Origin of the sequence: Rhizobium sp. WYCCWR 11146, from assembly GCF_013591995.1 — a bacterium.
Taxonomy (GTDB): Bacteria; Pseudomonadota; Alphaproteobacteria; order Rhizobiales; family Rhizobiaceae; genus Rhizobium; species Rhizobium indicum.
Window position 1 is genome coordinate 188,326 of sequence record NZ_JACCEY010000024.1, and the last position, 25,599, is coordinate 213,924.

The window sequence follows — 25,599 nt, forward strand, 5'->3', positions numbered from 1 at the left end:
ACGATCGCCACGGTCGATGCTCTGATGGAGGCCCGCAAACTCTATCGCGACGCCAATCTCAATCTCGACCGGCTGGCCCGCAAGGCCGGCATTCCCGCCCGCCAGATCTCGGCGGCGATCAACCGGGCGATGGACAAGAACGTCTCGCAATATGTCAATGACTACAGGATCGGCGAGGCCTGCCGGCTGCTTGCCGCGACCCAGAAATCGGTGACCGAGGTGATGTTCGAGGTCGGCTTCCAGACCAAGTCCAACTTCAACCGCGAATTCCGCCGGGTCACGGATATGACGCCGATTGGCTGGCGGGAGAGGAAGGGTGAATCCGGCGTCTCTTCGGCTTCGTCGTGAAGTGACGCCTGTCCTCTCTCCAGCCTCATCCTGAGACGCCCGGTAGGGGCCTCCAAGGACGGGGCGGGCCACCGGCGCTTCACACAGCAAGCATGAGGCTGCACCCACGCAATCACCCGCCCTCGCGGTTCGAGCCGGCGCTTCGTTCGTCACTGCAATCGATTCACTGGATCGATTGCTCCGCTTCGCGGATCGCTTCTCACCCTCACCATGAGGGCTGACCCGGGTGTCTTGCCGCGCCAAGTACACAATCGCGATCGAGGACTGTCGGAAACGCGTTCGAGGTCGCGGTTTTGCTGCCGTTGGTCATTCTGGCGGCATGAACACGACATCAGAACATGACCGAGACCTTGCCGCCAAGCTGAGATCGCTTTCGATCGAACCCGCGGCCTTCAAGACGGAACCGCCGGATCGTCAGGCCCGGCGGCGGGTGATTCCCGGAGCAATACTGGCCCTTGTCGCGACGGCATCGCTGGCGGTGGTGCTTCTCTATCGGCCCGAGACGCTGGAGCGCATCGAGACTGTGCTTGCGGGTCTCACAGGCAAGGACGAGATCGCAATATCCGTCGATGGAACAGACAGGCCTGCCGCCGGTCCTATTCGGGCTTTGCCCTCAGATACCCCAACGAAGAGGGGATTGCCAACCCGGGAAGTCACCGGCTCCGGCTACGTCGTGACGCCCGATATCGTTACCGTCTTTTCCAAATATGAAGGTCGGATCGTTGCCGTCGAGGTCGAGGCGGGCGACAGGGTCGTACCAGGCCAGGTGCTGGTGCGGCTCGATGATGCCGGCGCCCGCTTTGCGCTTCAGGGCGCCAAGATCGCCCGGCAATCGGCTGAGTTGGCGCTGGCGGCGAAGACTATCGAATTGGCGCAGGCGCGGTCTTCCCTCACGCGCACCGAGCGGCTTGCCGGGCGCGATGCGATGTCGGCGCAGACGCTGGAGGAGGCGAAGACGGCGTTCGACACTGCCGAGAATGCCGCCCTGCAGGCACGGCAGGACGTGGCCAAGGCGGATCTCGATATCGACAGGGCGCGCGAGCAGGTGGAAGCGCTGACCGTACGGGCGCCGATATCGGGCACCGTCACGCGGCTTACCGCACATGTCGGCGACACCGTGCTGTCGAGAGAGGACAGCGTCCGGGAGAATGAAAGCCTGCTTGCGATTGCCGACATGGCAACCATGGTCATCGATGCCGACGTGGCCGAGGCGAATATCGCCTTGATGCGGTCGGGCTTGCGTGGCGAGGCGGTGCTCGACGGCTTTCCCGACCGGCCTTTTGCGGTCGAAGTATCGAAGATCGCGCCGATGATTTCGCGGGAGAAGGGGACGGTGACGCTTCGCCTGTCACTTTCCTCACCGCCGTCAGACATGCGCCCCGCCATGGCCGCGCGCATCCGCCTTCTGGTGGGTGAGGCCGGGGATAGCACAGACCATCAGCAAGGAGCAGAGCGATGACCGACACTCAAGAACCGTATATCGCACTTCGCGGCGTCAGGAAGGCATTCAGGATCGGCGCGGAGACGATCCCGATCTTTTCCGGGCTCGACCTTTCCATTGCACGCGGCGATTTCGTCGCCGTCATGGGGCCGTCGGGTTCGGGGAAATCGACGCTGCTCAACATGCTGGGCGGCGTCGACAGCCCCGACGGAGGGGAGATCAGGATCGGCCGCAGCCATCTCGAGCAGATGGGCGAAGGCGCCAGAGCCGCCTGGCGCGCGCACAGCATGGGCATCGTCTTCCAGTTCTACAACCTGCTGCCGATGCTGAATGCGGGCGAGAATATCGAGCTGCCGCTGCTGTTGAAGCCGCTCAAGCGCAAGGAGCGGCGGGCGCGCGTCGAGACCGTCATGGATCTGGTCGGGCTCTCCGGGCGGCAGCGGCAGTTTCCATCCAGCATGTCCGGCGGGCAGCAGCAGCGCGTCGGCATCGCCCGCGCCATCGTCGGCGATCCCGACCTCTTGCTCTGCGACGAACCGACCGGCGATCTCGACCGGAAATCCGCCAATGATATCCTCGAGATGCTGGGCTTTCTCAATCGCGAGCTTCAGAAGACCATCATCATGGTCACGCATGATCCCGAGGCCGCCTCGTTCGCCCGGCGCACGCTGCATCTCAACAAGGGCGAATTCGTCGAGCAGGAAAGGTTGGCCCAATGACCTTCTTCCAGCTGATGCGCCGCAATGCCTGGCGTAAGCCGCTCAGGGCCACGCTTCTGATGTTCTCGGTCGGCGTCGCCTTCCTGATCTATGGGCTGACGGCGAGCTTCCTCAGCGGCTCGCAAGGGGCGGCCGGGGCGAACGATACGCTGCTCGGCGTCTTCAACAGATCGGGGCGGGCGCAGCCGCTGCCGCTTGCCTATCTCAACAGGATCGCCGCCGATAGCGATGTCGCCGCCGTCGCCTACATGACGCGCATGCGGGGCTTCGTCGATGTCGAGAAGAATGTCGTGATGACGAGCGCGGTCGATCCACGATTGATCGCCGCGGCCAATGGCGACGAGCTCGGGCTGACGCCGCAGTTGATATCAGCGCTGGAAGAGGGCCGTGACCGGGTGCTGGTCGGCCGGGCGCTGGCGGAGGCGCAGGGCTGGTCGGTCGGCCAGCGCATCGGGGTCACCAGCCACCTGACAAGGGAAGACGGCAGCCGCAACTGGAGTTTTGAGATCGCCGGCATCTTCGAAGGGGCCGACGCCAGCACCGACACCTATTTCATGATCGCCCGCTATGATGCCGTCAATGCGGCGCGCGCCCGCGGCAAGGATACAGTCGATGGCTTCGTGGTGCGACCGCGACCGGGCGTTTCATCCGGCGTGCTCGCCGCCCGGATCGACGCGCTGTTTGCCAATTCGACGGCACCGACGCGCACTCAATCGGAAAAGCAGTTCCTCGAGGCTTTCTTGCGGCAGTTCGCCGATATCGGCCTGATCGTCAGCCTCGTCGTCGGCGCCGCCTTCGTGACGATCCTGATGATCGTGGTCAACACCATGCTCTTTGCCGTGAGGGAGCGCAGCTTCGAGATCGGCGTCATGAAAGTGCTCGGCTTTTCCAGGGGGCGGATCATTGCGTTGATCCTCGGCGAGACACTGTTCGTCTTCGCCGTCGGCGGGGCGGGCGGGCTCGTTCTCGCCAAGCTCGCGACGCTGTTTGCCGGGCCGGAATTCGGCCTCGCCTTCACCTCGTCCGTGCTGCTGAAATCCGTCGCCATCATCGCCGGTCTCGGCCTCCTGACTGGATTGTTCCCTGCCGCCAATGCCATGCGCCTGCCCATCGTCAACGCCTTCAGATCGAGATAGTCCAATGTCATCAGCGCTCAAGCAGATCTTTTTCATGATCAGAGTCAATCTCGGCAGCCTGCCGCGGCGGCTTTGGATCTCGCTGTCGATGGTACTCTCGGTGGCGCTCGTGGTGGCGGTGCTTGCGGGTTTTCTCGCCATGGCCAGGGGCTTTGAGGCAGCGCTTCAAGGCGCGGGTTCGACCGGCATCGCCGTCATCCTCGGCGGCGGCACCAACCAGGAGACCGGCTCGGATGTGCCTGCCGAGGCAATCCGCAGCCTGACTGCCGCAACCGGCGAGATCGGCGTGGCGCGGAATGCCGCGGGCGGCCTGGCGCTGTCGCGCGAGATCGTTGTTCCCGTCGATGTCCTCAGGGCAAGCGACGGGGCGGAACAGACACTGTCGTTGCGCGGCATGGACACTACGGGGCCGGGTTTGCGCGATCGCGTATCGCTCTCCCAAGGGCGGTTGTTTTCGCCGGGAGCCCGCGAGATCGTCGTCGGTGGGCGCATCGCCGATGAATTCTCCGGCTTCGCCGTCGGCGACAAGGTGCGGCTCGGCGCGGTGGACTGGACGGTCGTCGGGGATTTCGCGTCAGGCGGCAGCGCTTTCGAATCCGAGATCTGGGCGGATCTGGAGGCCGTGCAATCGGCTCTCGACCGGCAGGGGCAGGTGCAGAGCCTGCGCGTGCGTCTCGATGGGGCAGGCGGGTTGCCTGTGTTGCAGGAGCATATCTCCGCATTTCCCGGCCCGCCGCTCACCGCCGTCTCCGAGGCCGATCTCTATGCCGCGCAATCTGAGCGTACCGCGAGCCTCATCCGGCTGTTCGGTTGGCCGCTGGCGCTGTTGATGGCGGTCGGCGCCACCGCTGGCGCGCTGAACACGATGATGAGTTCGGTCTCCGACCGCACGGTCGAAATCGCCACGCTGCGCCTGCTCGGCTTCGGCCGCCTGCCGGCCTTCACTGCCACCTGGGTCGAGGCCGTGCTTCTCTCGATCGCGGGTGCCGCCCTCGGCATCCTCGCCTCATGGCTCGCCTTCAACGGCTGGCAGGCCAGTACGATGGGCGCTAACAATACCAAGATGGCCTTCCAGCTCGACGTCACCGCCGACGTCGCGCTGACCGCCGGGCTGCTGGGGCTTGCAATCGGCATCATCGGCGGGGCGTTGCCGGCGCTGGCGGCGACACGGCTGCCGTTGACTTCGGCTTTGAGGGCGAGGGTGTAAGAGGCCTGCTGTCTGAACCTTCCCGGTGGGTCACGTCATCACGGCGACCCGTCAGGCGGAGCGCCGCCGCCTCATCTGTGCAGCCCATGGAAATTGTGGCATAACTGAACCATGGCAATGAATGTCTTGGCGGTCCATCGCGACACGGTCGGGACGGAACAGGCGGGGGGCAGTTCGCTTGCCGCCGCCTATTCCGTCGGCATTTTCTGCTGGCTGCTGTCGGCCGGCGTCTATATCGCTGCGAAATGGGTCTCTTCAGAAATGCCGCCCTGGGCGCTCTGCTTCTGGCGCGTGCTGATCGCCTTCGCGATCCTGATGCCGATCGTGCGCCGGCATTTCGCCGAGATGGTCGCGCTCGCGCGGGCTCGCGCCCTCGAACTGCTTCTCATCGGCGGTGTGGGACTGGCGATCTGCCAGGGCATGATTTTTGTCGGGCTGGAACATGCCGATGCCACCACCGCCGGCATCATCATCGCCCTGATCCCGATCATCACCATGATCCTTGCCCGTTTGATGCTGGCCGAGCCGATGGGACGCTGGCAGGTGATCGGATCGATCTTGGCCTTTCTCGGGATCGTGGTCATCATCATCAAGGGCAGTCCGGCCGCGCTGATGCGGCTCGACTTCAACCGGGGTGAACTGTGGATCGTCGCCGGCGCGTTCTGTTTCAGTCTTTATACCGTCCTGCTCCGCCGAGCGAAATTCGACATGAATCGCCTTGCGCTCCTGGTGATGCTGCTCGGTGCGGCGGTGCTGACGGCGCTGCCCTTCTACCTGTTCGAGCTATTCTCGGACGAGCGCTCGACGCTCAACGGCAGCGGGCTCATCGCGCTCGCCTATGTCGCGATCCCCGGCGGGGCGGTCATGTACTACCTCTTCAATCGCAGCATCGAGGCACTGGGCGCGGCTCGGGCGGGCGTCCTCCTCTACATTCAGACCATCTTCATAGCCGTGCTCGCCTATCTGATCCTCGGCGAGCAGTTGCAACGCTATCACCTCGAAGGCGCGGCACTCATCATCGCCGGCTTGCTTCTCATCATCCTGCTGAAGCCGAAGATCAAGGCCGAAGCGGCTACTGCATAATTCCTTAAATCGGGATCGATTTAAGAATAAAATTATGCAGCAATTCAAAGTGCTACAGCGTCCTTTGCGCGTCTGAAAAGACGCGCGGCGCTGTAGGGCCTGAAGTCTCGCCATCGCTGCGACATGGTTGCCGCTGACCTCGGCTTTGAGGGCGAGGGGTAGGGTTTCACCTTGGAGTGCGCCTTTCGCTTACGCTCAAGGCGTTCGTCGCTGGCGCTCCTCCCCCTGAGCGCAAGCGAAGGCAAGAATCACATGGCGCACAGACCGAAGGCGACGTATGCCTCGCGCAAACACGCCGCGATTTATTCACCTCGAAGTCGCCGATTTCTCGGCCCAAGTTGTAACTTTGGTCACACCAGGCAATTGCCTGTGGAATGAGGCGCGCGAACTCGCCCGCTGCCCCATTGACAACATCTTATCGCCTTCTTGCCATGGCCGGTTGCCCCCGCCGCATCCGATCGGCCGATCCTGGGCGATGCCGGCGGCGACATTAGCGATCCGACGAACAGGGCAACATGGCGATATGACAGTCTACTATGTGAACTCAGCGACTGGCTCCGACCGCAACGGTGGAACGGGCCAGAATTCGGCTTTTGCGACTTTGTCCAAAGTGGAATCCTTGAAACTGAAACCCGGCGACAGCGTGCTTCTTGCCAAGGGGAGCGTGTTCAACGAGCAGTTCGATATCAAATATTCCGGCAGCGAGAGTGCGCCGATCAAGATCGGCAGTTACGGGGCGGGTGCGGCACCCGTCATCCACAGCAGCGGCGACGGCATCCACAGTCTCTATGCCTCGAACATCGTCATCGAGAACCTGAAGATATCGAATACCGGCGGTTCGGGCATCTATGGCGGCAGTGTCACGAACTGGACGGTCCGCGACGTCGAGATCGCCAAGACGGGATTGTCGGAAAACGCAGGCGCCGTCACCTTCCGGAGCAGCAAGAATGTCACGGTCGAAGACAGCAAGATATCGGGCGTCAAAGGCGACGGCTTCTGGATCGAAAAGGTCGCCGGCGTCAAGCTTCTCAACAACACCGTCACCAGCGCGAGCGGCTCGACGGCCGATGCCGTGCAGATGAACGACAGCAGCAACATTCTGATCAAGGGCAATCATCTCGACCAGACGCATGCCAGCAGCCCCAAGGGCGTCATCGCGCTCGTCAGGCCCACCAATGCGGTTGTCGAGGACAATGTGATCACCGGCGGCGGCTTCGGCATCAGCGCGCAGGCGGGCAAGAACGTTGCCATCCGCGACAACGACATATCCGGATATCACGGTTACAGCTGGTCCTTCGCCGTCGGTCTCGGCGACCAGGGCAATGCGCGGGACTATGATATTTCAGGCAACCATATTCATGACGGCGCGTGGGGCGTTGCCGTCAGCGGGCCCATCGGTGCCAGCTATAGCCGCACGAATATCAAGGTTCACGACAACGTCTTCGACGACCTCTCGCAGGCGGCGCTGAAGGTCGACAGGCCGGCATCCGGCTCCTTCACCAACAATACGATCGAGACCGGCACCAAGGCCACCAGCATATCGCCTGCCATTGCCGACGCGCATACCTTCACGGTCAAAGGCAACCATACGGTCGCCAATGTCGAGACGGCGCTGGCAAGCCCGGTTGCGAAGACTGCGGCAGTGATGGAGGCCTCCGCGGATCCGGCGGTTGTCGCTGTCCATGACAATTTGAAGATCTTCACCGATACGGGCGACGCCCATCGCGGCAATCTCCTCGAAAACGATAGCTCGGACAATGACACCCTGGTGCTTCGGCGTTTCGGGGACGAAACCGTCGGCAAGCACGGCCTGACGCTGACCGGCGAATATGGTGAGATCCACGTGGACCGCGAAGGCAACTATGCCTACACGCTCGATGAAACGAAGCTCCCTGACCATAGCGGACATGTGAGCGAGTCATTCAGCTACGGGATCAACGATGGAAGCTCGCATCATAGCGACGGGGATACGCTGACCGTCTTCATCCATCTGGATGGCTTGCTGAGCTGAGGTGAGTGTGCCGGGAGCCGGCGCTATGCCGGGAGGCGTTCCTTCCGGGGAGTCGTGGACTCCCCCCGGGGAAGCGTTGCCCTCGCCATCAAATGGCTCCGCAGTGTCCCTCACCCGGCTGCCGCCGGGTGAGGGTAAGGGGCTGCAATACGGCCTCAACCTTTCCGGCTTGCGACTGACCTGAAACAGGACGTCTCACCTCTGCGACCATACGTCGCCGAGGCGTACGATTATCGTTCATTCACCTTTCGGTCGTTATTTAGTAGATTGTTTTCGTATAAGTTGTCATCTCCAGAATACCGCCTCCGCCAGGCGTTCTCGGGACCAAGGCAGGCCCACAGGGTCTGCCAACCGTCGTGAGGGCAATATCGAAGGCCTTTTGACATGGCCTTTAGCCCCGACCGCATCCGATCCACGCGTCGCAGCCGATTCAGACGGCTGCGCGGGCAATTCGAGAACAAGGCGATATGACAATCTATTATGTGAATCCAGCGATAGGCTCCAACGGCAACAGTGGAACGAGCGAGGACACGCCGTTTTCGTCGTTCTGGGCGGTGGAAAACTTGAAGCTGCAGCCGGGCGACAGCGTGCTGCTCGCCGCCGGAAGCGTGTTCAACGACCAGCTCGACCTGAAATATTCCGGCACAGTGAGTGCCCCGATCACCATCGGCAGCTACGGGGTCGGCGATGCGCCAGTCATCCATAGCCCCGGCGATGGTATTCACAGCCTTTATGCATCGAACATCGTCATCGAGAATATCAAGATCTCGGACACCGGCGGGGCAGCCATCTATGGCGGATATGTTTCGAACTGGACGGTCCGCAACGTCGAGGTCGATCACACCGGACTGGCAGGCAAGTCAGGTTCGATCACCTTCCGGACCGGCTCGAACATCACCATCGAAAACAGCACGATCAACGACGTCAACGGCGACGGCGTCTGGATCGAGAAGATCAACGGCGTCAATTTTCTCAACAACACCGTCACCAATGCCCACGGCACTGCGGCAGATGCCGTCCAGATGAATGACAGCAGCAATATCGTGATCAGCGGCAATTACCTCGACCAGACGGGCGCCGCTACGCCGAAGGGTGTCATCGCGCTCGTTCGGCCCGTAAATGCCTTGGTCGAGGACAACGCGATTATCGGTGGCGGCTTCGGGATCGCCGCGCAAGCCGGCACCAACGTCGCTATTCACGACAACGATATTTCAGGTTATGGCGGCTACAGCTGGTCCTACGCCATCGGCCTCGGTGATCAGGGCAACACGCGGGACTACGATATATCAGGCAATTACATCCATGACGGCGTATGGGGCGTGGCGATCAGTGCCGCCGGCACGACCAGTTACGTTCGCGAAGATATCAATATTTACGGCAACGTCTTCGACGACTTGTCGCAGGCAGCGCTGAAGGTCGACAGGCCTGCATCGGGCTCCTTCCACGACAATGTCATCGCCAGCGATGTCACGCCCTACAGCATATCTCCCGCCATCATCGCCGCGAACACCTTCCCCGTCAGCAACAACACGACGCTCGACGAGGCCCAGGCGACGATGCTTGCGAGCAGCGATAGTCTCGCGGTCGGCGATACGACGCACACGGACACGGCGCCGGCGCTTGTCGCAACCCATGACAGCCTGAAAATCTCCTCCGATCTGGATGGCGCCCATTACGGCAATCTCCTCGAAAACGACAGCTCGGCCAATGGAACCCTGCTGCTTCGCCGCTTCGAGGGCGAATTCGTCGACAAGGACGGCGTGACGCTGACCGGCCAATACGGCTCCATCCATGTCGACAGTGACGGCGATTACACCTATACGGCCGACGCGGCAAAGCTCGCCGGACTTAGCGGAGACGTGAGCGACACCTTCCACTACAAGATCTCCGATGGGACTTCGCTACATTTCGACACGGATACGCTGAGCATCTCCATCCATGTGGATGACCTGCTGAGCTGACAGGGATGCCGGCAGGAAATGGCGTTGTATCGCGGCGGCATTCCGCCCAGCACTTGCGAAGTCTCATTGATCGCCGAGCAAGATCCTGATGACGTCGACCTCGATTTCCGCGCAGATGATCTCGTATTCACTGATGATTGCGGGATCGGCCGATCTATCCCGACGCATGCGATCGAGGACGGCGCAGGCTTCGCCGTAGGCGCCGCATAATTCGTAAAAATGGGGCTGGCTCGCCGCAACTGCTCTGATCGTTGCCCGCGTCGCAGGCAGCCTCATCATCAGCCTGGCCAGCCCCTGTTCCGCGGCTTGCCGGGTGAGGTGGGCTACGCCTTCTTTCCTGACCATGCCGTCATACCTCGCTGCCTGTGTTTTCCGATCCAGGGGGTACGCAATACTCACCCACCCCCTGACTAGTACGCAGGAATGCTGCATCTGGTTTCATGCCGGATGAAGGTTTAGTGGCGCAGTGCCGCAAACAGCCGGTGCTACCAGCGCAGGAGACGGGGGCCGAACAGCGCGCCGATTCCGCCGGTCAAGAGGATGCCGAGCGAATACCAGAGGGTGACGAAGGGCAGGCCGTTTTCCGTGCAGAACCAGGAATAGACCCAGGCGCCGGATGCGCCGGCGGCAATGCCGGCGATGAAGCCAGTGATGCCGAGGTTGCTCGGGGCGCCGCCACGGAGAACCCAGGTATTTGCGATCAGGATCGGCATGGCAAAGGCAAAGATCAGCAGTGGGCAATGCAGGGCGGAGGAGCCGAGCACCAGCACGGGGTAGCTTGCGGCCGGCGACAAAGTGAGCTGAATGACCGCCAGGACGGCGAGGGTAAGTATGATGGCCGCGGCAATCCCGAAAAAGCGGCCCTCCGAGCCATCCGGCCGGGACAGGCGGTAAACGGCTGCGAAGGCGGCGATTGCAAGCAAGGCATTGTAGGCGGACTTGATCCAGAAGACGGGCAGCATCAGCGCCTGCGCCATATCGGTGCGAAGGCCGAAGACGATAAGCATCAGCAGCAGCGAGATTGCTAAGGCCGGCAGGATGGCGAGCGCGAAGCGGCGTTCGAGCGCATGCCTCGGCACCGGCCTCAGATCCCGAACAAGGCTGTGGATCACGTCCTCAGTCTCTCTCACATTCCACCTCGCAATCTTGCCGCCAGCGCCTTGATGCCTCTGTGAACGCCGACCTTGACCGCCGATTCCGACTGTCCGGTGCGGCTGGCCGTATCGGCCACCGACTGCCCCTCGAGCTTGACCTGACGGATCAGCTCCTGCTGGTGCTGCGGCAGACCGCTCAACAGCCGTTCGACATCCATGCGCGCTGCAATCGCATCCTCCCTGAAATCGTCTTCGATCTCCTCGTCCAGCTCCATTTCCGCCTTGTACCGGCCGCCATGCTTCCGGTGATGGTCGATCAGCTTGTAACGGGCAATCGAGAAGAACCACGCGGTGAACGGCCGCTCCCTGTCATAGGTCGCCCGGCGCGAATGCAGCGCCAGCAACGTCTCCTGCACGAGATCTTCCGTGTCGGATTTCGCGGTAGTGCCGATACGTCCGCCGTAATAACCGACGAGCAGGGTCCGCAACGTCACGAGCAGACGTCGATAGGCCGCCTCGTCCCCGTCAAGGGAAAGAAGCATCAGCATCTTCAGTGCTTGTTCCGAATGGGCGCTCGTCATGTCGTCTGCAATGTCATTCGCGTGGATGACGCTTTGGTTACAGGTCGATTCAAAAATCTTCCGGCGGCAATTCAAAGTGTACAGCGTCCTTTGCGCGTCTCTAAAAGACGCGCGGCGCTGTAGCGCTATCACATAAGCGTGAGGGCTGTAACCGCCTTCGCAAGGAGATCGAATTCAGGACTGTGAGCCGTCGGCGAGTGTCGGCGGACATGTCAATCGATCCGAGGAGACCCTCATGACCAAGATCCTTTCCAGCCTTGCCGCCTGCACCTTCGTCATCGGCCTGTCGCTTGCCGGCGTCGCCAACGCCCAAAGCAGCGATGCCATGAAGAAAGACAGCATGAAGACCGACACGATGTCGAAGGATGCGATGTCCAAGGATGCGATGTCGAAGGATGCAATGTCGAAGGACGCAATGGCGACCGGCAGCACCAAGACCGACTGCATGCACAATGCCGGCATGGAGAAGGACACGATGAAGAAGGACACGATGATGAAGGCCTGCGACGCGATGAAGTAAGCTTTAGCCGCGGTCGCTGAAACTATTTTGCCGGCGGCCGCGTCCTTTCTCGCGAAGACTTTTCACGCCGATCCGGAGGAACTACAATGGCCACGACCGATGCCGGCATGGCGAGCGGACGCACGCTCTTCTACCGCCATGGCCTGCTGGTGCGCCTGTCGCACTGGGTAAACGTGCTGTGCATGACAGTGCTGCTTTACAGCGGCCTGCAGATATTCAACGCCCATCCGGCGCTCTATTGGGGCCAGTACGGCGCCGACAACGATCCGTCCTTCATTTCCATGGTGGCCGAACAGGAAGGCGATGCGCTGAAGGGCGTGACGCACTTGGGCGGATTGAGCTTCGATACGACGGGCATTCTCGGGGTTTCGAATGTCGACGGCGAGGCCGCGGTGCGCGGTTTTCCGAACTGGCTGACCTTGCCGAGCTACCAGGATCTGGCATCGGGCCGGCGCTGGCATTTCTTCTTTGCCTGGCTGTTCGTCATCAACGGCTTCATCTATCTCGCCTATGGTTTCGTCAGCCGGCATTTCCGCCGCGATCTGCTGCCGGCGGCCGAAGAGCTGAAGCCTTCGCATCTCGGCCATGAGATCGTCAGCCACGCCCGGTTGCGCTTTCCCAAGGGAGCCGAGGCCCGCCACTACAATACGCTGCAGAAACTCGCCTATGTCGCCGTGATCTTCGTGCTGTTGCCGCTGATGATCGGGACAGGGCTTACCATGTCGCCGGGCTTCAACGCGGTCGCGCCCTGGCTGCTCGATCTGTTCGGCGGCCGGCAATCGGCCCGCACGCTGCATTTCCTGACCGCCTTCTCGCTCGTCGCCTTCGTCGCCGTGCATGTGGCGATGGTGCTGGTCTCGGGCGTGTTCAACAATTTGCGTTCGATGGTCACCGGTTATTACGACATCGGGCAGGGAGGAAAGTCATGAGCCGCATCATCACCAGGCGTCGCTTCCTGATCGGCGCGACCATGACGGCATCAGCGCTGGGGCTCGCCGGCTGCGATGCCCTCGTCGAAAACGATCGGACGAAATCGGTGCTCAAGATCGCCGAAGGCCTCAGCATGAAGACGCAGCGCTTCCTGCTCGGCGACGACGCGCTCGCCCGCGAATTCACCGAAGCCGATATCTCGCCGACCTTCCGCGCCAACGGCACGAGCATGCCCGACAATGCCCGCTATATCGACTGGATGAACCAGCGGTTTTCGAGTTGGAAGCTCGAGGTCGGCGGGCTGGTCGACAAGCCGATGCAATTGTCGCTGGCGGATTTGAAAGCCCTGCCGGCCCGCACGCAGATCACAAGGCATGACTGCGTCGAGGGCTGGAGCGCGATCGGCAAATGGACCGGCGTGCCGCTCCGCGCGCTGCTGCAGGCGGCGGGCCTGAAACCCGAAGCCCGCTACATCGTCTTCCACTGCGCCGACGAATATGAAAAGACGCTCGACGGCAGCGGCTGGTATTACGAAAGCATCGATCTCGTCGATGCGTTCCACCCCCAGACGATCCTTGCCCACACCATGAACGGCCGCGATCTCGAAGTCGCCCATGGCGCGCCGCTCCGGCTCCGGGTCGAGCGCCAGCTCGGCTACAAGCAGGCAAAATATCTGACCGGCATCGAAGCCGTCGCCGATCTCAGCCAGCTTTACGGCGGCAATGGCGGCTTCTGGGAGGATCGCGTTTATGAATGGTATGCGGGCATATAGGCGGCAGTCATAGCGCCCGTCCCAGGTCTATCAGGTTGAGAGCGAAAGCTTCTGCCTCGCACCGCCAGTGCTCGAAATGGCCGCCGAGGTGCAGGCGGGCGGCAGCCGACGCGCACGACGGCGGCATTGACGTTGCCGCCATCCAGGGCGATTTCGGGTTCCAGCAAGGTCGTCATCCCCTCACAAGATTCATTTGGACCCTGAGTTCAATATCTGCCGAACAATATCTGCATCACTGCTGGTGCTTTCGAAAAAGAACGCAGCGGAACACGGCGCCCGCAGAACAGACAGGGAAGGCGGATCCGGGTCCGGAAGAATAGTGGCGGTGGGACCCCGAAGTGGCGGCAGCGGTGAGCCTGAACTGCGCAAGGCTATAAGGTAGGAGGTAGGCGGCATAGTCTCGCTGAATGCGGTGTTATCCCAGGTCACGGTAAGGGTATGAGGCGCCGGGCCACGCAGAACTTCCTCGACCGCGATCTCCAAGCGCGCATAGTCAGTCATAAAACTGTTCACCTTCCCGAGAACTTCCCGGACTTTGCCACTACTGTGGGCGAGGAATTCCTGATGTCGTTTCCTCGCCTCGGGGTCGAGAACCAACGTGTATTTCGTCACGCGGCCAACGACCACGACGTCTGCATATGAAACATCGTGAAGGTCCATGGCGGCAATATCAATACAGGCACTGGTCGGCCCGGCTGCCAGCATGGCGCCGAGATTGAAGAGCGCAATAAACCCAAAGCCTCGCATCCTCATCCTCCATCGCTCAACACCCTGGTCTGAACCGGGGAAGCACAGATATCCCGATTGACGCGAGGATTTTGTATCTTGTCTTAGTGAAGTTGCAATACCGGCCTTCGCGGATGGCGATCTACAGCTCCGGCTATGCATTCCCCGCGTTACTTGCGCTCAGGCAGAAAGGCCGATCGTGATGGTGGCGGACAGCACGCCGCCGTCGAGCTTTTCGAAATCGAAGATGTGATCGGCAGCGTCCTCCGGGATGATGCCGTCTTCGTCGTTGCGTGTATCGCGGGCAGGGCGCCCGAGATAGTCGGGATGCTCGCCATAGATGATGTCGCTCAGCGCATCGTCGAAATAGATCTGGCTGACGAGAAGCTCCTTGCCTTCGACAAGGATGCGGCAGTGAACATGCGGGGTGCGGCCCTGGTACCATCCGGGATAGGCCGTCAGGAAGCTTGCCTGCCCGTTTTCATCCGTCTGCTGGCGGCCGCGAAAGGCAAGCCCGCTAATGGCCTCGGCATCGCCGAGTGTACACATCTGCGCAGCCTCGCGGCCGGAATAGATGCCGCAGTGATCGGTATGCCAGATTTCGATATCGGCATTTTCGACCGGCCGGCAATCGGCCGCATGGACGATCCGGACGGCCAGCCGCAAGGGCAGCCCGGTCTTTCCTTCCGAGACATCCTGACGGGTCGGAATATTGTTGACATGGCAGGGGCCAAGGGTCTGGGCGACGGTCACGACGCAATTCGGGCGGGTGCGAAAGAGCGGCGCGGGCAGCTTTTTCACGGCGATCGACTTTGTGCCGCCGCTTACGAAATCCGTTCCCTTCCAGTCGAATGCCCTCGCGGCAACCGTGACATGCCGCCGCTGCCAGACCGCCACCGCAGCCACGGATGATGCGACAATGGCCGCACCGCCAAGCACAAGGGTTCGCCTTTTCATCTGTCTTCCTTTGCCTCAAGACGCAGGATCTAAGGAGGGTAGACCAGAAATTCCAATTAAATCTGATCGCGGTGATACCAGTAGCCACCGCTGGTTCTGGCGGCGGTATCGTCGCGGACCGCGAGCCATGGGATCTTCCTTTCCTGTGGCTCTTGCTCCGGAGACTGAAGCCGGGAGGGCATGGCATCCATGTCTACGCGCTTCTACGGCCTCAGTCACTGACGCGTGCCGAGGATGATCGGCCTGCGACGGGGCGTGGCGATCTCGGACAGCGGGCATATTGACTGTTCCCGGACCGATTTTCATTGAACGTTATTGCTTCGAAATTTTTGGCACAGCCTGCTCGGCCTGACACCTGCTGTAGTTATCGAACCTGTAGGAAAGCAATATAACGGACCGATCTGGACCTGCGGCCGCAGCTCGAAGCACAATTTGGGCGATTCCGGCGCCGACCTTGCCACCCGACAAGCTTGGCCATCTCAATTCGTATTCACGTTCTCCTTGCTGAACCGCCATAAGCCAATCGTCGGGACGGGTCCAAAGAGCGTTCTCTCGCATGACGTCGTGCTTGACAAATGCCCCGTAAATATCGCGCAGACGCGAGCCCATAACGTCCATCTTTTCCCGAACGACGATGCCTTTGGGATCGTTTTCAAATTGGGGCGTTGCTGCCGAAATCATGCAGAGACCGGTTTGCTCTCCTACGGTCGCATAGTATCGAGTGAAATCTGAATCGGGCTTTGGCACCGATGGCACGGAATAATATTGAGAGCCCAGTAAATTCAACGGCAAGTTCATAGAACTTCTGGTCTGGCCTTCATGTAGGCCAAACGGTTCAGAGTTCATCCGCGCTTCTCTGAAATGGCTGCAAAGACTGAGTATGAACAAAAACAGAAGGGTCATTTGAAAAGTAAATTTGGGTTGTTAGCGTGAACTATTTTACGTTTTGCCTGCGTTTGGATTCGTGAATTCAATCATAGGCCATGGTACTGGGAGACGCCACAGCTAAACCGCGCCAAGGACGGCGCGTTGGCAGCGGAATGGAGCCATTTCCTAGTGAGACGACGATCAACCCGATGTAGACAGCCATTCGCCATAGCGCAGCGAACCCGTCCGTGCTCCCTTGCGCGGCAGCAATGTGTCGTCGTTCAGTTCGACGCCGTAGTAGCGGGCGCTGTTGTCGGTCATAACCTGGCGTGTGTCTTCGTTTGCGGTGAGGTGTATGCGGGCAATTTCGTCGAGGCCGAATTGCTCGGGCCCGCAGATCTCTATCGTGTCATTCCTTGCTGCTCCCATCGCCAGTTCGGCCAGGATTTCAGCAACGTTGTCGGCCGCTATGGGCTGTATGGACGCCGAGGGAAGCTGGAAGCCGTCTCCATCTGCCGCCATGTCGACCACGCCGCCGATGAACTCGAAGAATTGCGTGGAATGGAGGATGGTATAGGGCCGCCGCGCTGCCCGGATGAGATTTTCCTGCACCATCTTGGCGTGGAAATAATCGCTTTCGACAAGGCGAGGCGTTCCCACCACGGAAAGCGCGATATAGTGGCCGACGCCTGCATCCGCGGAAGCCGCCAGCAGATTCCGGGTGGAGGCCTTGAAAAACGCCAGCGCGGAGCTGTCGCCGAATGACGCGGCGTTGGTGACGTCGATGACGACGTCGGCTCCCGCTATGGCTGACCTCAGGCCTTCTCCCGTCACACTGTCGACTCCTGTGAGAGACGGGGATGCGCTGACCACTTCGATGCCTGCCTGTCGAAGATCCTCGACGAGCCGCGTTCCGATGCGCCCGCTCGCTCCCATGACCGTAATTTTCATCTGCTTGCTCCATCTGTTGTGCCGAACTGCGATCTGGACGCCTTGGCTGACAAGGACGCCTCGGTGGTCGCCGACAACCCCGCTCTTTACTCGACGTCATCCTCGGCCATGTGCCGAGGATCTGCTGCGCGGTCTGCAGATGCTCGGCACAAGCCCGAGCATCTGCATTTCACTTCACCGGCATGACAACCGGAGCGCCTTTGTTCTTCAGCAGCACGACGATGAACTTCGCCGGTTTGGACGTGCTCGCATTGCGGCTGACCAGATGAATGTCGGAAGGACCTTCGTAAAAGGTCTCTCCCGGCGATAAGGTGACTTCCTTTTCGCCTTTGACCTGCATCACGATCGAGCCCTCCAGAACGTAGACGAATGCATTCGCCTCATGTTTGTGAATAGGCGAGGAACCTCCCGGCCCATACTCTACCGATATCATCAGCCCTTCCTTGCCGGGATAATTCGGAAGGTCCTTTTTCATGAGCGGTGTGACGGCTGCGCCGTCTTCGGCGGCAACCGCCAAAGTGCCGAAAAGGCAAACCGTGGCCGACACACATAACGATAACAAAGCTGAATTCATTGCCGTAATCCTTCTGCTCGTTGAATGTGGATGTGGGTTTGATGCCTTGATTTAGGTCGGCCGTTGGGACTGTCGAAACCAATCCGCAAAGCCGATCTTGCCGAGCCTCGCGCCCTCGCCGGGCACAAGCGAGCGATCGTCCAGTTCAGACCCGAAGTAGCGCGCATGAACGTCTGCCTCGACTCTCCTCGGATCGTTGATCGCTTTCAGATACCGGGCAACGATCTCGTGCATGGGGCCGCGCTCAGGTCCGCCAATCTCGATTGTGCCGTTAAGCGGCTTTGAAAGCGCGACATCCGCCATCACATCGGCAACGTCGTCCGATGCGATGGGCTGGAAAGCTGCGGGAGAAAGACGCGCGACGGTGCCGATGGTGGCTTCGTCGGCGATGCCCTTCAGGAATTCGAGGAATTGGGTGGAGTGGATGATCGTGTAGGGGATGGGCGATGACTTGATGAGTTTCTCCTGGGCGAGTTTGGCCCGGAAGTAGCCGTTTTCAGGCAGGCGCTCCGTTCCGACGATGGAGAGCGCAATGTGGTGCTTGACGCCGGCCTTGGCTTCCGCGGCGAGAAGATTGCGGCCCGAGGTTTCGAAGAAATCGAGGACCGCCTTGTCTTCCCACGACGGTGAGTTTGCAAGGTCGACGACGACGTTGGCGCCAGCCAGCGCTTGTGCCAGGCCCTCGCCGGTGATGGTGTTGACGCCGGTGCTTGGCGAGACGGCCAGCACCTCGTGGCCTTTAACGCGCAGACGCGCCGCGGTCTTGGACCCGATGAGCCCAGTGCCGCCGATAAGAACGATTTTCATGACGAACCTCCCTGTTGACGCCCCTTCGGGTCGGCGTTGACGCCCTTTTGGGCCAGATGTCTCAGATCTAGATCACGCAAGTCGGAATGAGCCGCGAAAGACGTTTGCGGCTTGGACAAGCCGAAGTCGCCGTATATCGTCGCCATGGCTGAGGTCAGCCGAGACCGAACCTGGCATCGCGGTGCCAGGCAGAATCCTCCTTAATGCGATCAGGCGCAACTCAAATGGCGCGCGGAGATTCAGCGTCGCCACATGGCATGTGCCGGGTGGGTCATTGAGGTGTGATTGAGGTGAGGGCGGTTCCAAGCAAGCTCAATACGGCTAGCTCTGAAGGAAATCGCTAGGTGTAGACCTAGCGTTGATAGCACAAAGCGAAAATTGTCTCCGACCGTTGCCAGGCCGGCGGCGTTTGCAGCGCCACGCGTCTGTTCAGATGTGCAAGAACGCTGTAACACTTTGAATTGCTGCATTCTTCCCCAGATCGATTTCGATTTAAGGAATGATGCAACGGGCATCCAAGATTCGTTTCCGAGCCGGGGCAGAGGTATATGGAACCAACCCACTTGTTCGAGCTCGTCATCGCGATGTTTCTTGCGATCATCGCGCTGCACTATGCGGCCCACAGGCTCGGATTGCCGCCGTCCGTGGCGTTGCTGACGGGTGGTGCTTCGCTGGCGTTTGTGCCGGGGCTGCCGGCGATATCAATTGATCCCGGGCTGGTGCTGGTCATCTTCCTGCCGCCGCTGTTGATGGACGGCGCCTGGTCCATTGCCGCCGGGCGGTTGCGGCGGCATGTGATCGGCATCGCCTCGCTTGCCGTCGGCGCGGTGTTCTTCACCTGCGCGGTCGTCGCCGTTGTGGCCCATCTCATCTTTCCGTCGCTTCCCTGGGCGGCCTGCGCAGCACTCGGCGCGATCGTTGCGCCGCCGGATGCCGTTGCGGCGCGGGCCGTGCTGCAGCGCGTCCGCCTGCCGCGGCGGCTTCAGATCCTGCTGGAGGGCGAGAGCCTGCTCAACGATGCCAGCGGCCTGGTTCTCTTCCGCTTTGCCGTTGCCGCTGCCGCAACGGGCGCCTTCAGCGCGGGGGCGGCGGCCGGCAGCTTCCTCGTGCTGGCGCTCGGCGGCGCCGTCGTCGGCATCGTTGTGGGAACGGCATGGGTCAAACTCGTCCGGCGTCTCGGCGACGAATATCTCATCATCGCAGCCTCGGTGCTGCTCGGCTGGATTGCCTATCTGCTCGGCGAGCAACTGCATGTTTCCGGTGTCATCGCCACGGTTACCGCCGGCCTGATCATGAGCTGGCACCAGCACACCGTGCTTTCAGCCGCAATGCGCATGCGCGGCATCTCGTTCTGGACGGTGATGATCTTCCTGATGGAAGCGGCGGTGTTCATCCTGATCGGGCTGTCGCTCCGGGATGTCGTCGAACGCGGCGGCGGCTTTGCCACTGTGATCGCGACCATGGGATTGCCGATGCTGGCGATCCTCGTGGCGCTCGTGCTCGCGCGTTTTGCCTGGGTCTTCGCCGCCGATTTCGTCATCAGGTTATGCACTGCCCTGGGGTTCACACGCGCCGCGCCGCTCGGCGTCGGCGGCGCCACCGTTCTCAGCTGGGCGGGCGTGCGTGGCGTGGTGACGCTTGCTTTGGCGCTGAGCTTGCCGGAAGGATTTCCCGGCCGCGACTTCATCCTCGTGACGGCCTTCGCCGTCATTCTCGGAACCGTGCTCATACAGGGCACGACATTGGGGCGGGTGATTGCCTGGGCGCGGCTGGTGGAGCCGGAGTCGGAAAGAGCGCGCCTGACGATGAGCCAGGCCGAAGCCGCCATGGCGCAGGCGCAGTTCGGGATCGTCCAGAGCCTGGCCTATGACGCGGAGGGAAAACTCATCCACCCGCAATTGCTGGAGCGCTACCAGCGCCGGGCCACGTCGATCGTCGACTATGCCGAGAAAACCGAGCAATACATGCCGGTGCTGCATGCGCATTTCGACGTCATTCTCGAAGCGGTGGCAATTGGACGCCGGGAACTCATCCGGCTCCACCGGGCCGGCGACATCGATGACGAGACGCTACGGGAGCTGGAACGGGATCTCGATCTCGAGGAACTGAGCGCGATCTCGGCCAAGGCGTGATGTTCAGCGCCTCGCGCTTTCGACATCATCGTCAACGCATTGCGATATCGAGGCTGATACCGGCGCGATCCTGATGTCGCTGCCGAGCGGTGTCCTGACCTAAATGGCGATCTGTTCGCCGAGTTCGACGACGCGGTTGGACGGCAGGTTGAAATAGTCGGAGGGATCGATCGCCAAGCCCTCCAGCGCCATGAATATGCGCTCCTGCCAGGGGGGCAACCCGGTGTTCGGCGTCCTGACGAGGTTCCGGCGGCCGAGATAGAAGGAGGTCCTCATGATCTCGAACTTGAAGCCGCCCTCCCGGCAGAGAGCCAGCGCCCTGGTGACGTCGGGGTCGTCCATGAAGCCGAAGGTGATGTCGAGGCGCACGAAACGCGGCGAGAGCTGGCTGATCTTGATGCGGCGGCTGTCGGGAACATAAGGTTCGTCCTCGGTCCAGACGGTCAGGATGACATTCTGTTCGTGGAGCACGTGGTTGTGCTTGAGATTGTGGAGCAGAACATTCGGCGTGCGATCCGGGACGCTGGTTAGGAAGACTGCCGTTCCCGGAACAGTGACCGGCGAATGGTCCGACTTTCGCTCGATCGATCTGATGAAGGAATCGAGTGGGATCTCGTTGTTGGCGCGCAGTCTCTTCAGATAGGCCTGTCCTCGCGTCCATGTCCACATCAGGATCATGATCGCCAGCGCAAGGGCGACCGGAACCCAGCCGCCATCGTGGATCTTCAAGAGGTTCGCCGCCAGGAACAGGACTTCGATGATGAAGAGCGGTAGCAGCAGGACGGCCGCGAGCACGAGGGAGTAGCCCCAGACGGCTCGGAGAAACTGGAAGACCAGCAGGGTCGAGATGACCATGGTTCCGGTCACCGAGATGCCATAGGCCGTCGCCAGAGACTCGGAGTCGCCGAAGGAAAAGATCAGCATCAAGACGCCGACCAGCAGGAGAAGATTGACGCTCGGCACGTAGATCTGGCCGGTATTGGTTTCCGACGTGAACTTGATCCTGAGCCTCGGCAGGAAGCCGAGGTGAACCGCCGAGCGGGCCAGCGAAAATGCGCCTGTTATCACCGCCTGGCTGGCGATGATCGTTGCCATCGTCGCCAGAATGACCACCGGCAGCAAGGCCCAGTCGGGATACATCAGAAAGAACGGATTGGTAGCCGTTTCGGGATGGCTAAGAACCAACGCGCCTTGGCCGAGATAATTCAAGAGCAATGCCGGAAAGACGAGCACGAACCATGCTATCTGGATTGGCCGGCGCCCAAAATGCCCGAGGTCGGCATAGAGCGCTTCGGCGCCCGTGACCGTCAGAAAGACGGCGCCGAGCACGATGAGGCCGACGCTGCCGGCATGGGTGAGGAACAGGAATGCATTGATCGGATTGAGCGCTTCCAGAATCCTCCAGTCGTCGCCGATATGGATCAGGCCGCCCGCGGCCATGGCCAGAAACCACAACACCGTTATCGGCCCGAAAAAGATCGAGACGGCGGCGGTTCCCTTCGACTGGACGGCAAAGAGAACGATCATGATCGCAGCCGACGCCAGCGGGACGTATTCGGCAAAGGCCGGCGTGACCAGTTTCAGGCCTTCCAGCGCCGACATGACAGACAAAGCGGGCGTGATCATCGCATCGCCGATGAAGAGAGCCGCGCCGATCAGGCCGGCGAAGAAGAGCACCGGCACGTTTCGCCCCATCTTCTTCATCAGGAGAGCGAGAAGCGAAAGCGTGCCGCCTTCGCCGTCATTGTCCGCCCTCAGAAGGAAGAGCACATATTTGAAGGTCACGATGATCGTCAGCGTCCAGACCATCAGCGAAATGAGACCGATGACCTCGGCTTCGTGTACGCCATCGGCGGCGAAGGGCCTCAGCGCCTCGCGAAGGGCATAGAGCGGGCTGGTGCCGATATCGCCATAGACGACGCCGACCGCGCCGATGACCAGTCCGACGAAGCCCTTTCGGCCAGCACCTTCACCCGTATTGTCTGCATGTGTTGACGTCATGGTTCCCCGCTCATGCCACTTGGCCATGGACACAAACATATGCCGCATTGCAGAACGGCAAGTAAATTGATGTGGGTGTGAATTTTTTGTGGGGATGGAGGCGGATGCGGGCGTGAGAAGCGTGGCAGCGTGAACGACGAGGCAATGCGGCTTGACGACTCCGACCCTGCAGGACGGCGTGATCCGGCTGTCGGTCGGCAGGAGCGACATGTCCTTCTTCAGCCGGTTTAGCGTGGTGTATTCAATTCGGGGAGCGGGCAAATTCCAAACAGCTTGTCGCGCTCCTCGCGATATTCTACGTCAATCAGCGAACAGGCGTGCAACTCCCAACGTCATCAGGCTTGACGCGGCCGGATTGAAGATCGCTCCATTGCTGTATCGACGGATCAGGGCCGCCGATCGTTGCCTCGAACGTGGCACGGTCGACCTTGATAAGGCGCCCTGACGACGTGATGCTCACCATCTCCTTTTTGCTGACATAAGCCAGGCTGGCGTTCAGCCGGCAGAAGAACCGCTTATTGCTGTTGGAGATGACCCAGCCGTAGCCGCCGGCCTTGCCTTTGGTGAGTTTGCCGACGGCATAACCCTGCTTTTCAAGCTTCGAAAAGGATTCCGCCTGCGCAATGCCCGGCATAAAGGCAAAGCCGATCACCGCGCCGACGACCAGTCCGACAAAGCCCTTCCAGCCGGCACGTGCACCCGTATTGTTTATATGCGTCGACGCCATAGTTCCCCTCGTGCCACTGCCTATGGCACAAACATATGCCGATCGCGGAACGGCAAGTAAATTGAGGTGAGTGCGAATTTTGTGGAGGGAGGTGGACGTGGACGGAGCAGCTGCGCGTCACAGAAATACCAGCGGCCGCCAAGCACCCGTGAAGTCGGCGGCGGCTGCACGATGCTGACAGGGGCTGTCAGCAAGGGTGGTTGATGATCCTGAGAGCGCGGCTTTTTGAGCTAGAGCATGATGCCGAAAAGTGTGAGCGGTTTTCGGACGACATCATGCTCTAACTATATAATATAGAACAGGATTCAGATTTTAGGCCGACCCGGCCTAAAATCACCCTGTTCTAGCGCCATTTCGTCGGAAAGTCCGGCTATCCGCGGGATCGCTCTGCTGCGATCCCGCCCCAATCGGAGCAGAGTGTCGAGATGAAGCCGCACCACCGCATTTTCTTCATTCAGTTTGCCGTGGCGCTTTCCCTGGGGGCGTTTGTTTCGCGGCTGCCCGACCTTCAGCTCAAGTTTAGTCTGACGGAAGGCGAGCTTGGCCTTCTGCTCGCCGTCCTGTCCTCCGGGGTTCTCTGCGGATTGACGTTCTCGGTGAGGCTCATCGAGAGGCTCGGTGCGCGCACCACCGCCTTCGTCACCGTCTTCGGTGCGTCGCTGTTTTTCGCGTTGATCCCCTGGATGCCTTCAGCTCTCTTGGCGGTGCCGTTGTTCTTCATTGCCGGCGTTTTCACCGGAGCATTCGAGATCAACGCCAATATCGAAACCGATCGCCATGAGGCGCTGCTTGGGTACCGCATCATGAGCCGGGCTCACGGCATGTGGAGCCTCGGCTTCTGCATCACTGCCCTTGTTGCCGCCGGCATGCGGCAGGCTGCCGTCTCCATCGAACTGCATACCTTCATCGTCCTGGTGACGGTCTTGATTGCCGGGTCGATCGTTTTCTCCGGGATCGAGAATGCGCCCCGACGGCAGGACGCTCACCCCGGAGATACGCCGATCATCGCTTTTCCCACGCTCGGACTGCTCCCCCTTTGCCTTGTCGCCGCAGCTCCGCTTCTTGCCGAAGGCGCAAGCGTCGATTGGTCGGCGATCTATATGCGCGACGTATTCGCGGTCGAACCCTTCGTCGGCGGGCTCAGCGTGACCATTTTCTCCTCGTTCATCGCCATCGGGCGGCTCGGCATGGACCCTGTCATCGACCGCTTCAATCCGCGCCCGGTTGCAATCACTCTCCTTGGGATCGCGGCCATCGGTGTTGTCATGGTTGCGACGGCGACACACCCTGCTATCGCGCTCGCAGGCTTTGGCCTGACAGGTATCGGCTGTTCTTCAGTCTATCCGCTTGCCATCTCGGCTGCGGCCCGACGCACGGATCGACCCGCACCCGTCAACGTTGCAGCGCTCGGGCAGACGACGTTCCTTGTGTTTTTCGCCGGGCCGCCACTGCTCGGTTTCGTTGCCGAACACTTCGGCATCCGCTTTTCGTACTGGGCGGTCGTCCCTGTTCTCGCCGCAGCACTCCTGGTCACCAGCGCACTTGCCGCTGATCCTGCCCCAGGCACAGGCCAACCCGAACCGGCGCAACCACACGGTTGACACGCCACGCCGGCCTCCGCTGTCCTAAGCTCGTTCACGTCCGCAACCGGAGGGGCAACCTCCGGCTTTCGCTGATGAATCGGGCGAGCACAATGTATTTCCTATTGCACCGAAGTATTATTAACGGCCATAGGAAATATAGCTCGTATAGGTGAGAAGCTAATTCCGCGCACTGTCGTCAACCCTTGGCGAATGGTTTTGCTGCTCAAGCATTGCGGGCGCAGTCCGTGTCGTCTGAATAGACCTGGTTGGGATGGCGAAATTTCCAGCCTTTCGGCTCAGCAAAACATACGTTTTTCGGGGTTTGCGATGTCGTGTCCGGCCAAAAGGCAGGCTCGCCTACGGAGCTTCCGCGCCTCGCTTCGGACAAATTTCTGCCGCCAAAATGCCAGTATTAGTTGCTTCTAAATCACGCCATAATTCGCATCTACGTTGCCGCGCCTGTTTTATTCT

General features: G+C 60.8%; 24 protein-coding genes. 13 read left to right on the forward strand and 11 right to left on the reverse strand.

Annotation, left to right across the window (positions count from 1 at the left end; translation table 11 throughout):
• The 8 genes from HX899_RS20725 to HX899_RS20760 form a co-directional block, all read left to right on the forward strand.
• A partial coding sequence (locus HX899_RS20725) for an AraC family transcriptional regulator (RefSeq protein ID WP_181293262.1) occupies positions 1–348 on the forward strand: 348 nt, incomplete at its 5' end.
• Positions 349–574: 226 nt separating this feature from the next.
• Positions 575–1,807: an efflux RND transporter periplasmic adaptor subunit gene (locus tag HX899_RS20730; RefSeq protein WP_181293263.1), complete on the forward strand. Its 1,233-nt coding sequence runs from the start codon at positions 575–577 to the stop codon at positions 1,805–1,807.
• Positions 1,804–2,508, forward strand: coding sequence for an ABC transporter ATP-binding protein (locus tag HX899_RS20735; RefSeq protein ID WP_138334780.1), 705 nt, complete (start codon positions 1,804–1,806; stop codon positions 2,506–2,508). The genes HX899_RS20730 and HX899_RS20735 overlap by 4 nt, the downstream gene beginning before the upstream one ends.
• Positions 2,505–3,644 (forward strand): ABC transporter permease, encoded by a 1,140-nt coding sequence (locus tag HX899_RS20740; protein ID WP_181293264.1) that lies wholly within the window; start codon positions 2,505–2,507, stop codon positions 3,642–3,644. Before HX899_RS20735 ends, HX899_RS20740 begins: the two co-directional genes overlap by 4 nt.
• A gap of 4 nt (positions 3,645–3,648) precedes the next feature.
• On the forward strand, positions 3,649–4,851 hold the full coding sequence (locus HX899_RS20745) for an ABC transporter permease (RefSeq protein ID WP_171598277.1): 1,203 nt from the start codon (positions 3,649–3,651) through the stop codon (positions 4,849–4,851).
• 111 nt (positions 4,852–4,962) lie between these two features.
• On the forward strand, positions 4,963–5,934 hold the full coding sequence (locus HX899_RS20750; RefSeq protein ID WP_138334777.1) for a DMT family transporter: 972 nt from the start codon (positions 4,963–4,965) through the stop codon (positions 5,932–5,934).
• 523 nt (positions 5,935–6,457) lie between these two features.
• Positions 6,458–7,945: a right-handed parallel beta-helix repeat-containing protein gene (locus HX899_RS20755; protein WP_138334776.1), complete on the forward strand. Its 1,488-nt coding sequence runs from the start codon at positions 6,458–6,460 to the stop codon at positions 7,943–7,945.
• A 467-nt stretch (positions 7,946–8,412) separates the two neighbouring features.
• The gene (locus HX899_RS20760) at positions 8,413–9,906 is read left to right on the forward strand and encodes a right-handed parallel beta-helix repeat-containing protein (protein ID WP_171598275.1); all 1,494 of its coding nucleotides are present in this window, start codon (positions 8,413–8,415) and stop codon (positions 9,904–9,906) included.
• A gap of 63 nt (positions 9,907–9,969) precedes the next feature.
• Here the strand turns inward: HX899_RS20760 and HX899_RS35155 are convergent, their stop codons facing one another.
• From HX899_RS35155 to HX899_RS20775, 3 genes are all read right to left on the reverse strand, one after another.
• Complete coding sequence (locus tag HX899_RS35155) at positions 9,970–10,251, reverse strand: nodulation protein (protein ID WP_138334774.1); 282 nt, start codon at positions 10,249–10,251, stop codon at positions 9,970–9,972.
• 140 nt (positions 10,252–10,391) lie between these two features.
• Positions 10,392–11,036, reverse strand: coding sequence for a DUF1109 domain-containing protein (locus HX899_RS20770; protein WP_181293265.1), 645 nt, complete (start codon positions 11,034–11,036; stop codon positions 10,392–10,394).
• Complete coding sequence (locus HX899_RS20775) at positions 11,033–11,581, reverse strand: sigma-70 family RNA polymerase sigma factor (RefSeq protein WP_027683988.1); 549 nt, start codon at positions 11,579–11,581, stop codon at positions 11,033–11,035. The genes HX899_RS20770 and HX899_RS20775 overlap by 4 nt, the downstream gene beginning before the upstream one ends.
• 235 nt (positions 11,582–11,816) lie before the next feature.
• Between HX899_RS20775 and HX899_RS20780 the strand changes: the two genes are divergently transcribed.
• The 3 genes from HX899_RS20780 to HX899_RS20790 all read left to right on the forward strand — a co-directional run bounded on the left by HX899_RS20780 (position 11,817) and on the right by HX899_RS20790 (position 13,803).
• Entirely contained in the window at positions 11,817–12,101 is a 285-nt protein-coding gene (locus tag HX899_RS20780; protein WP_138334772.1) for a pentapeptide MXKDX repeat protein, read from the forward strand.
• Between the two features lie 86 nt (positions 12,102–12,187).
• Entirely contained in the window at positions 12,188–13,030 is an 843-nt protein-coding gene (locus tag HX899_RS20785) for a cytochrome b/b6 domain-containing protein (protein ID WP_181293266.1), read from the forward strand.
• Positions 13,027–13,803, forward strand: coding sequence for a molybdopterin-binding protein (locus HX899_RS20790; protein WP_181293267.1), 777 nt, complete (start codon positions 13,027–13,029; stop codon positions 13,801–13,803). Before HX899_RS20785 ends, HX899_RS20790 begins: the two co-directional genes overlap by 4 nt.
• 189 nt (positions 13,804–13,992) lie before the next feature.
• Here the strand turns inward: HX899_RS20790 and HX899_RS20795 are convergent, their stop codons facing one another.
• The 6 genes from HX899_RS20795 to HX899_RS20820 form a co-directional block, all read right to left on the reverse strand.
• A complete protein-coding gene (locus tag HX899_RS20795) occupies positions 13,993–14,550 on the reverse strand; it encodes a hypothetical protein (RefSeq protein ID WP_181293268.1) in 558 nt (185 codons plus the stop codon).
• A 159-nt stretch (positions 14,551–14,709) separates the two neighbouring features.
• Positions 14,710–15,486: a protocatechuate 3,4-dioxygenase gene (locus HX899_RS20800; protein ID WP_181293269.1), complete on the reverse strand. Its 777-nt coding sequence runs from the start codon at positions 15,484–15,486 to the stop codon at positions 14,710–14,712.
• 312 nt (positions 15,487–15,798) lie between these two features.
• Entirely contained in the window at positions 15,799–16,332 is a 534-nt protein-coding gene (locus tag HX899_RS20805; RefSeq protein WP_138334767.1) for a hypothetical protein, read from the reverse strand.
• Positions 16,333–16,554: 222 nt separating this feature from the next.
• Positions 16,555–17,304 carry an SDR family oxidoreductase gene (locus HX899_RS20810; RefSeq protein WP_181293270.1) on the reverse strand — a complete coding sequence of 250 codons (750 nt, stop codon included), beginning with the start codon at positions 17,302–17,304 and terminating at the stop codon, positions 16,555–16,557.
• A gap of 169 nt (positions 17,305–17,473) precedes the next feature.
• Complete coding sequence (locus HX899_RS20815; protein ID WP_181293271.1) at positions 17,474–17,878, reverse strand: cupin domain-containing protein; 405 nt, start codon at positions 17,876–17,878, stop codon at positions 17,474–17,476.
• Between the two features lie 51 nt (positions 17,879–17,929).
• Positions 17,930–18,685: an SDR family oxidoreductase gene (locus HX899_RS20820; protein ID WP_181293272.1), complete on the reverse strand. Its 756-nt coding sequence runs from the start codon at positions 18,683–18,685 to the stop codon at positions 17,930–17,932.
• Positions 18,686–19,233: 548 nt separating this feature from the next.
• Here HX899_RS20820 and HX899_RS20825 point away from each other — a divergent pair.
• Positions 19,234–20,817, forward strand: coding sequence for a Na+/H+ antiporter (locus tag HX899_RS20825; protein WP_181293273.1), 1,584 nt, complete (start codon positions 19,234–19,236; stop codon positions 20,815–20,817).
• 99 nt (positions 20,818–20,916) lie between these two features.
• On the opposite strand, the gene HX899_RS20830 is transcribed toward HX899_RS20825, so the two are convergent.
• Together HX899_RS20830 and HX899_RS20835 are read right to left on the reverse strand one after the other, a co-directional pair.
• Positions 20,917–22,818 carry a potassium transporter Kup gene (locus HX899_RS20830; protein ID WP_171598265.1) on the reverse strand — a complete coding sequence of 634 codons (1,902 nt, stop codon included), beginning with the start codon at positions 22,816–22,818 and terminating at the stop codon, positions 20,917–20,919.
• A gap of 304 nt (positions 22,819–23,122) precedes the next feature.
• Complete coding sequence (locus HX899_RS20835; RefSeq protein WP_181293274.1) at positions 23,123–23,545, reverse strand: hypothetical protein; 423 nt, start codon at positions 23,543–23,545, stop codon at positions 23,123–23,125.
• A 425-nt stretch (positions 23,546–23,970) separates the two neighbouring features.
• On the opposite strand from HX899_RS20835, the gene HX899_RS20840 reads away from it, so the two are divergent.
• Positions 23,971–25,146, forward strand: coding sequence for an MFS transporter (locus tag HX899_RS20840; RefSeq protein WP_181293275.1), 1,176 nt, complete (start codon positions 23,971–23,973; stop codon positions 25,144–25,146).
• Positions 25,147–25,599 lie beyond the last annotated feature (453 nt).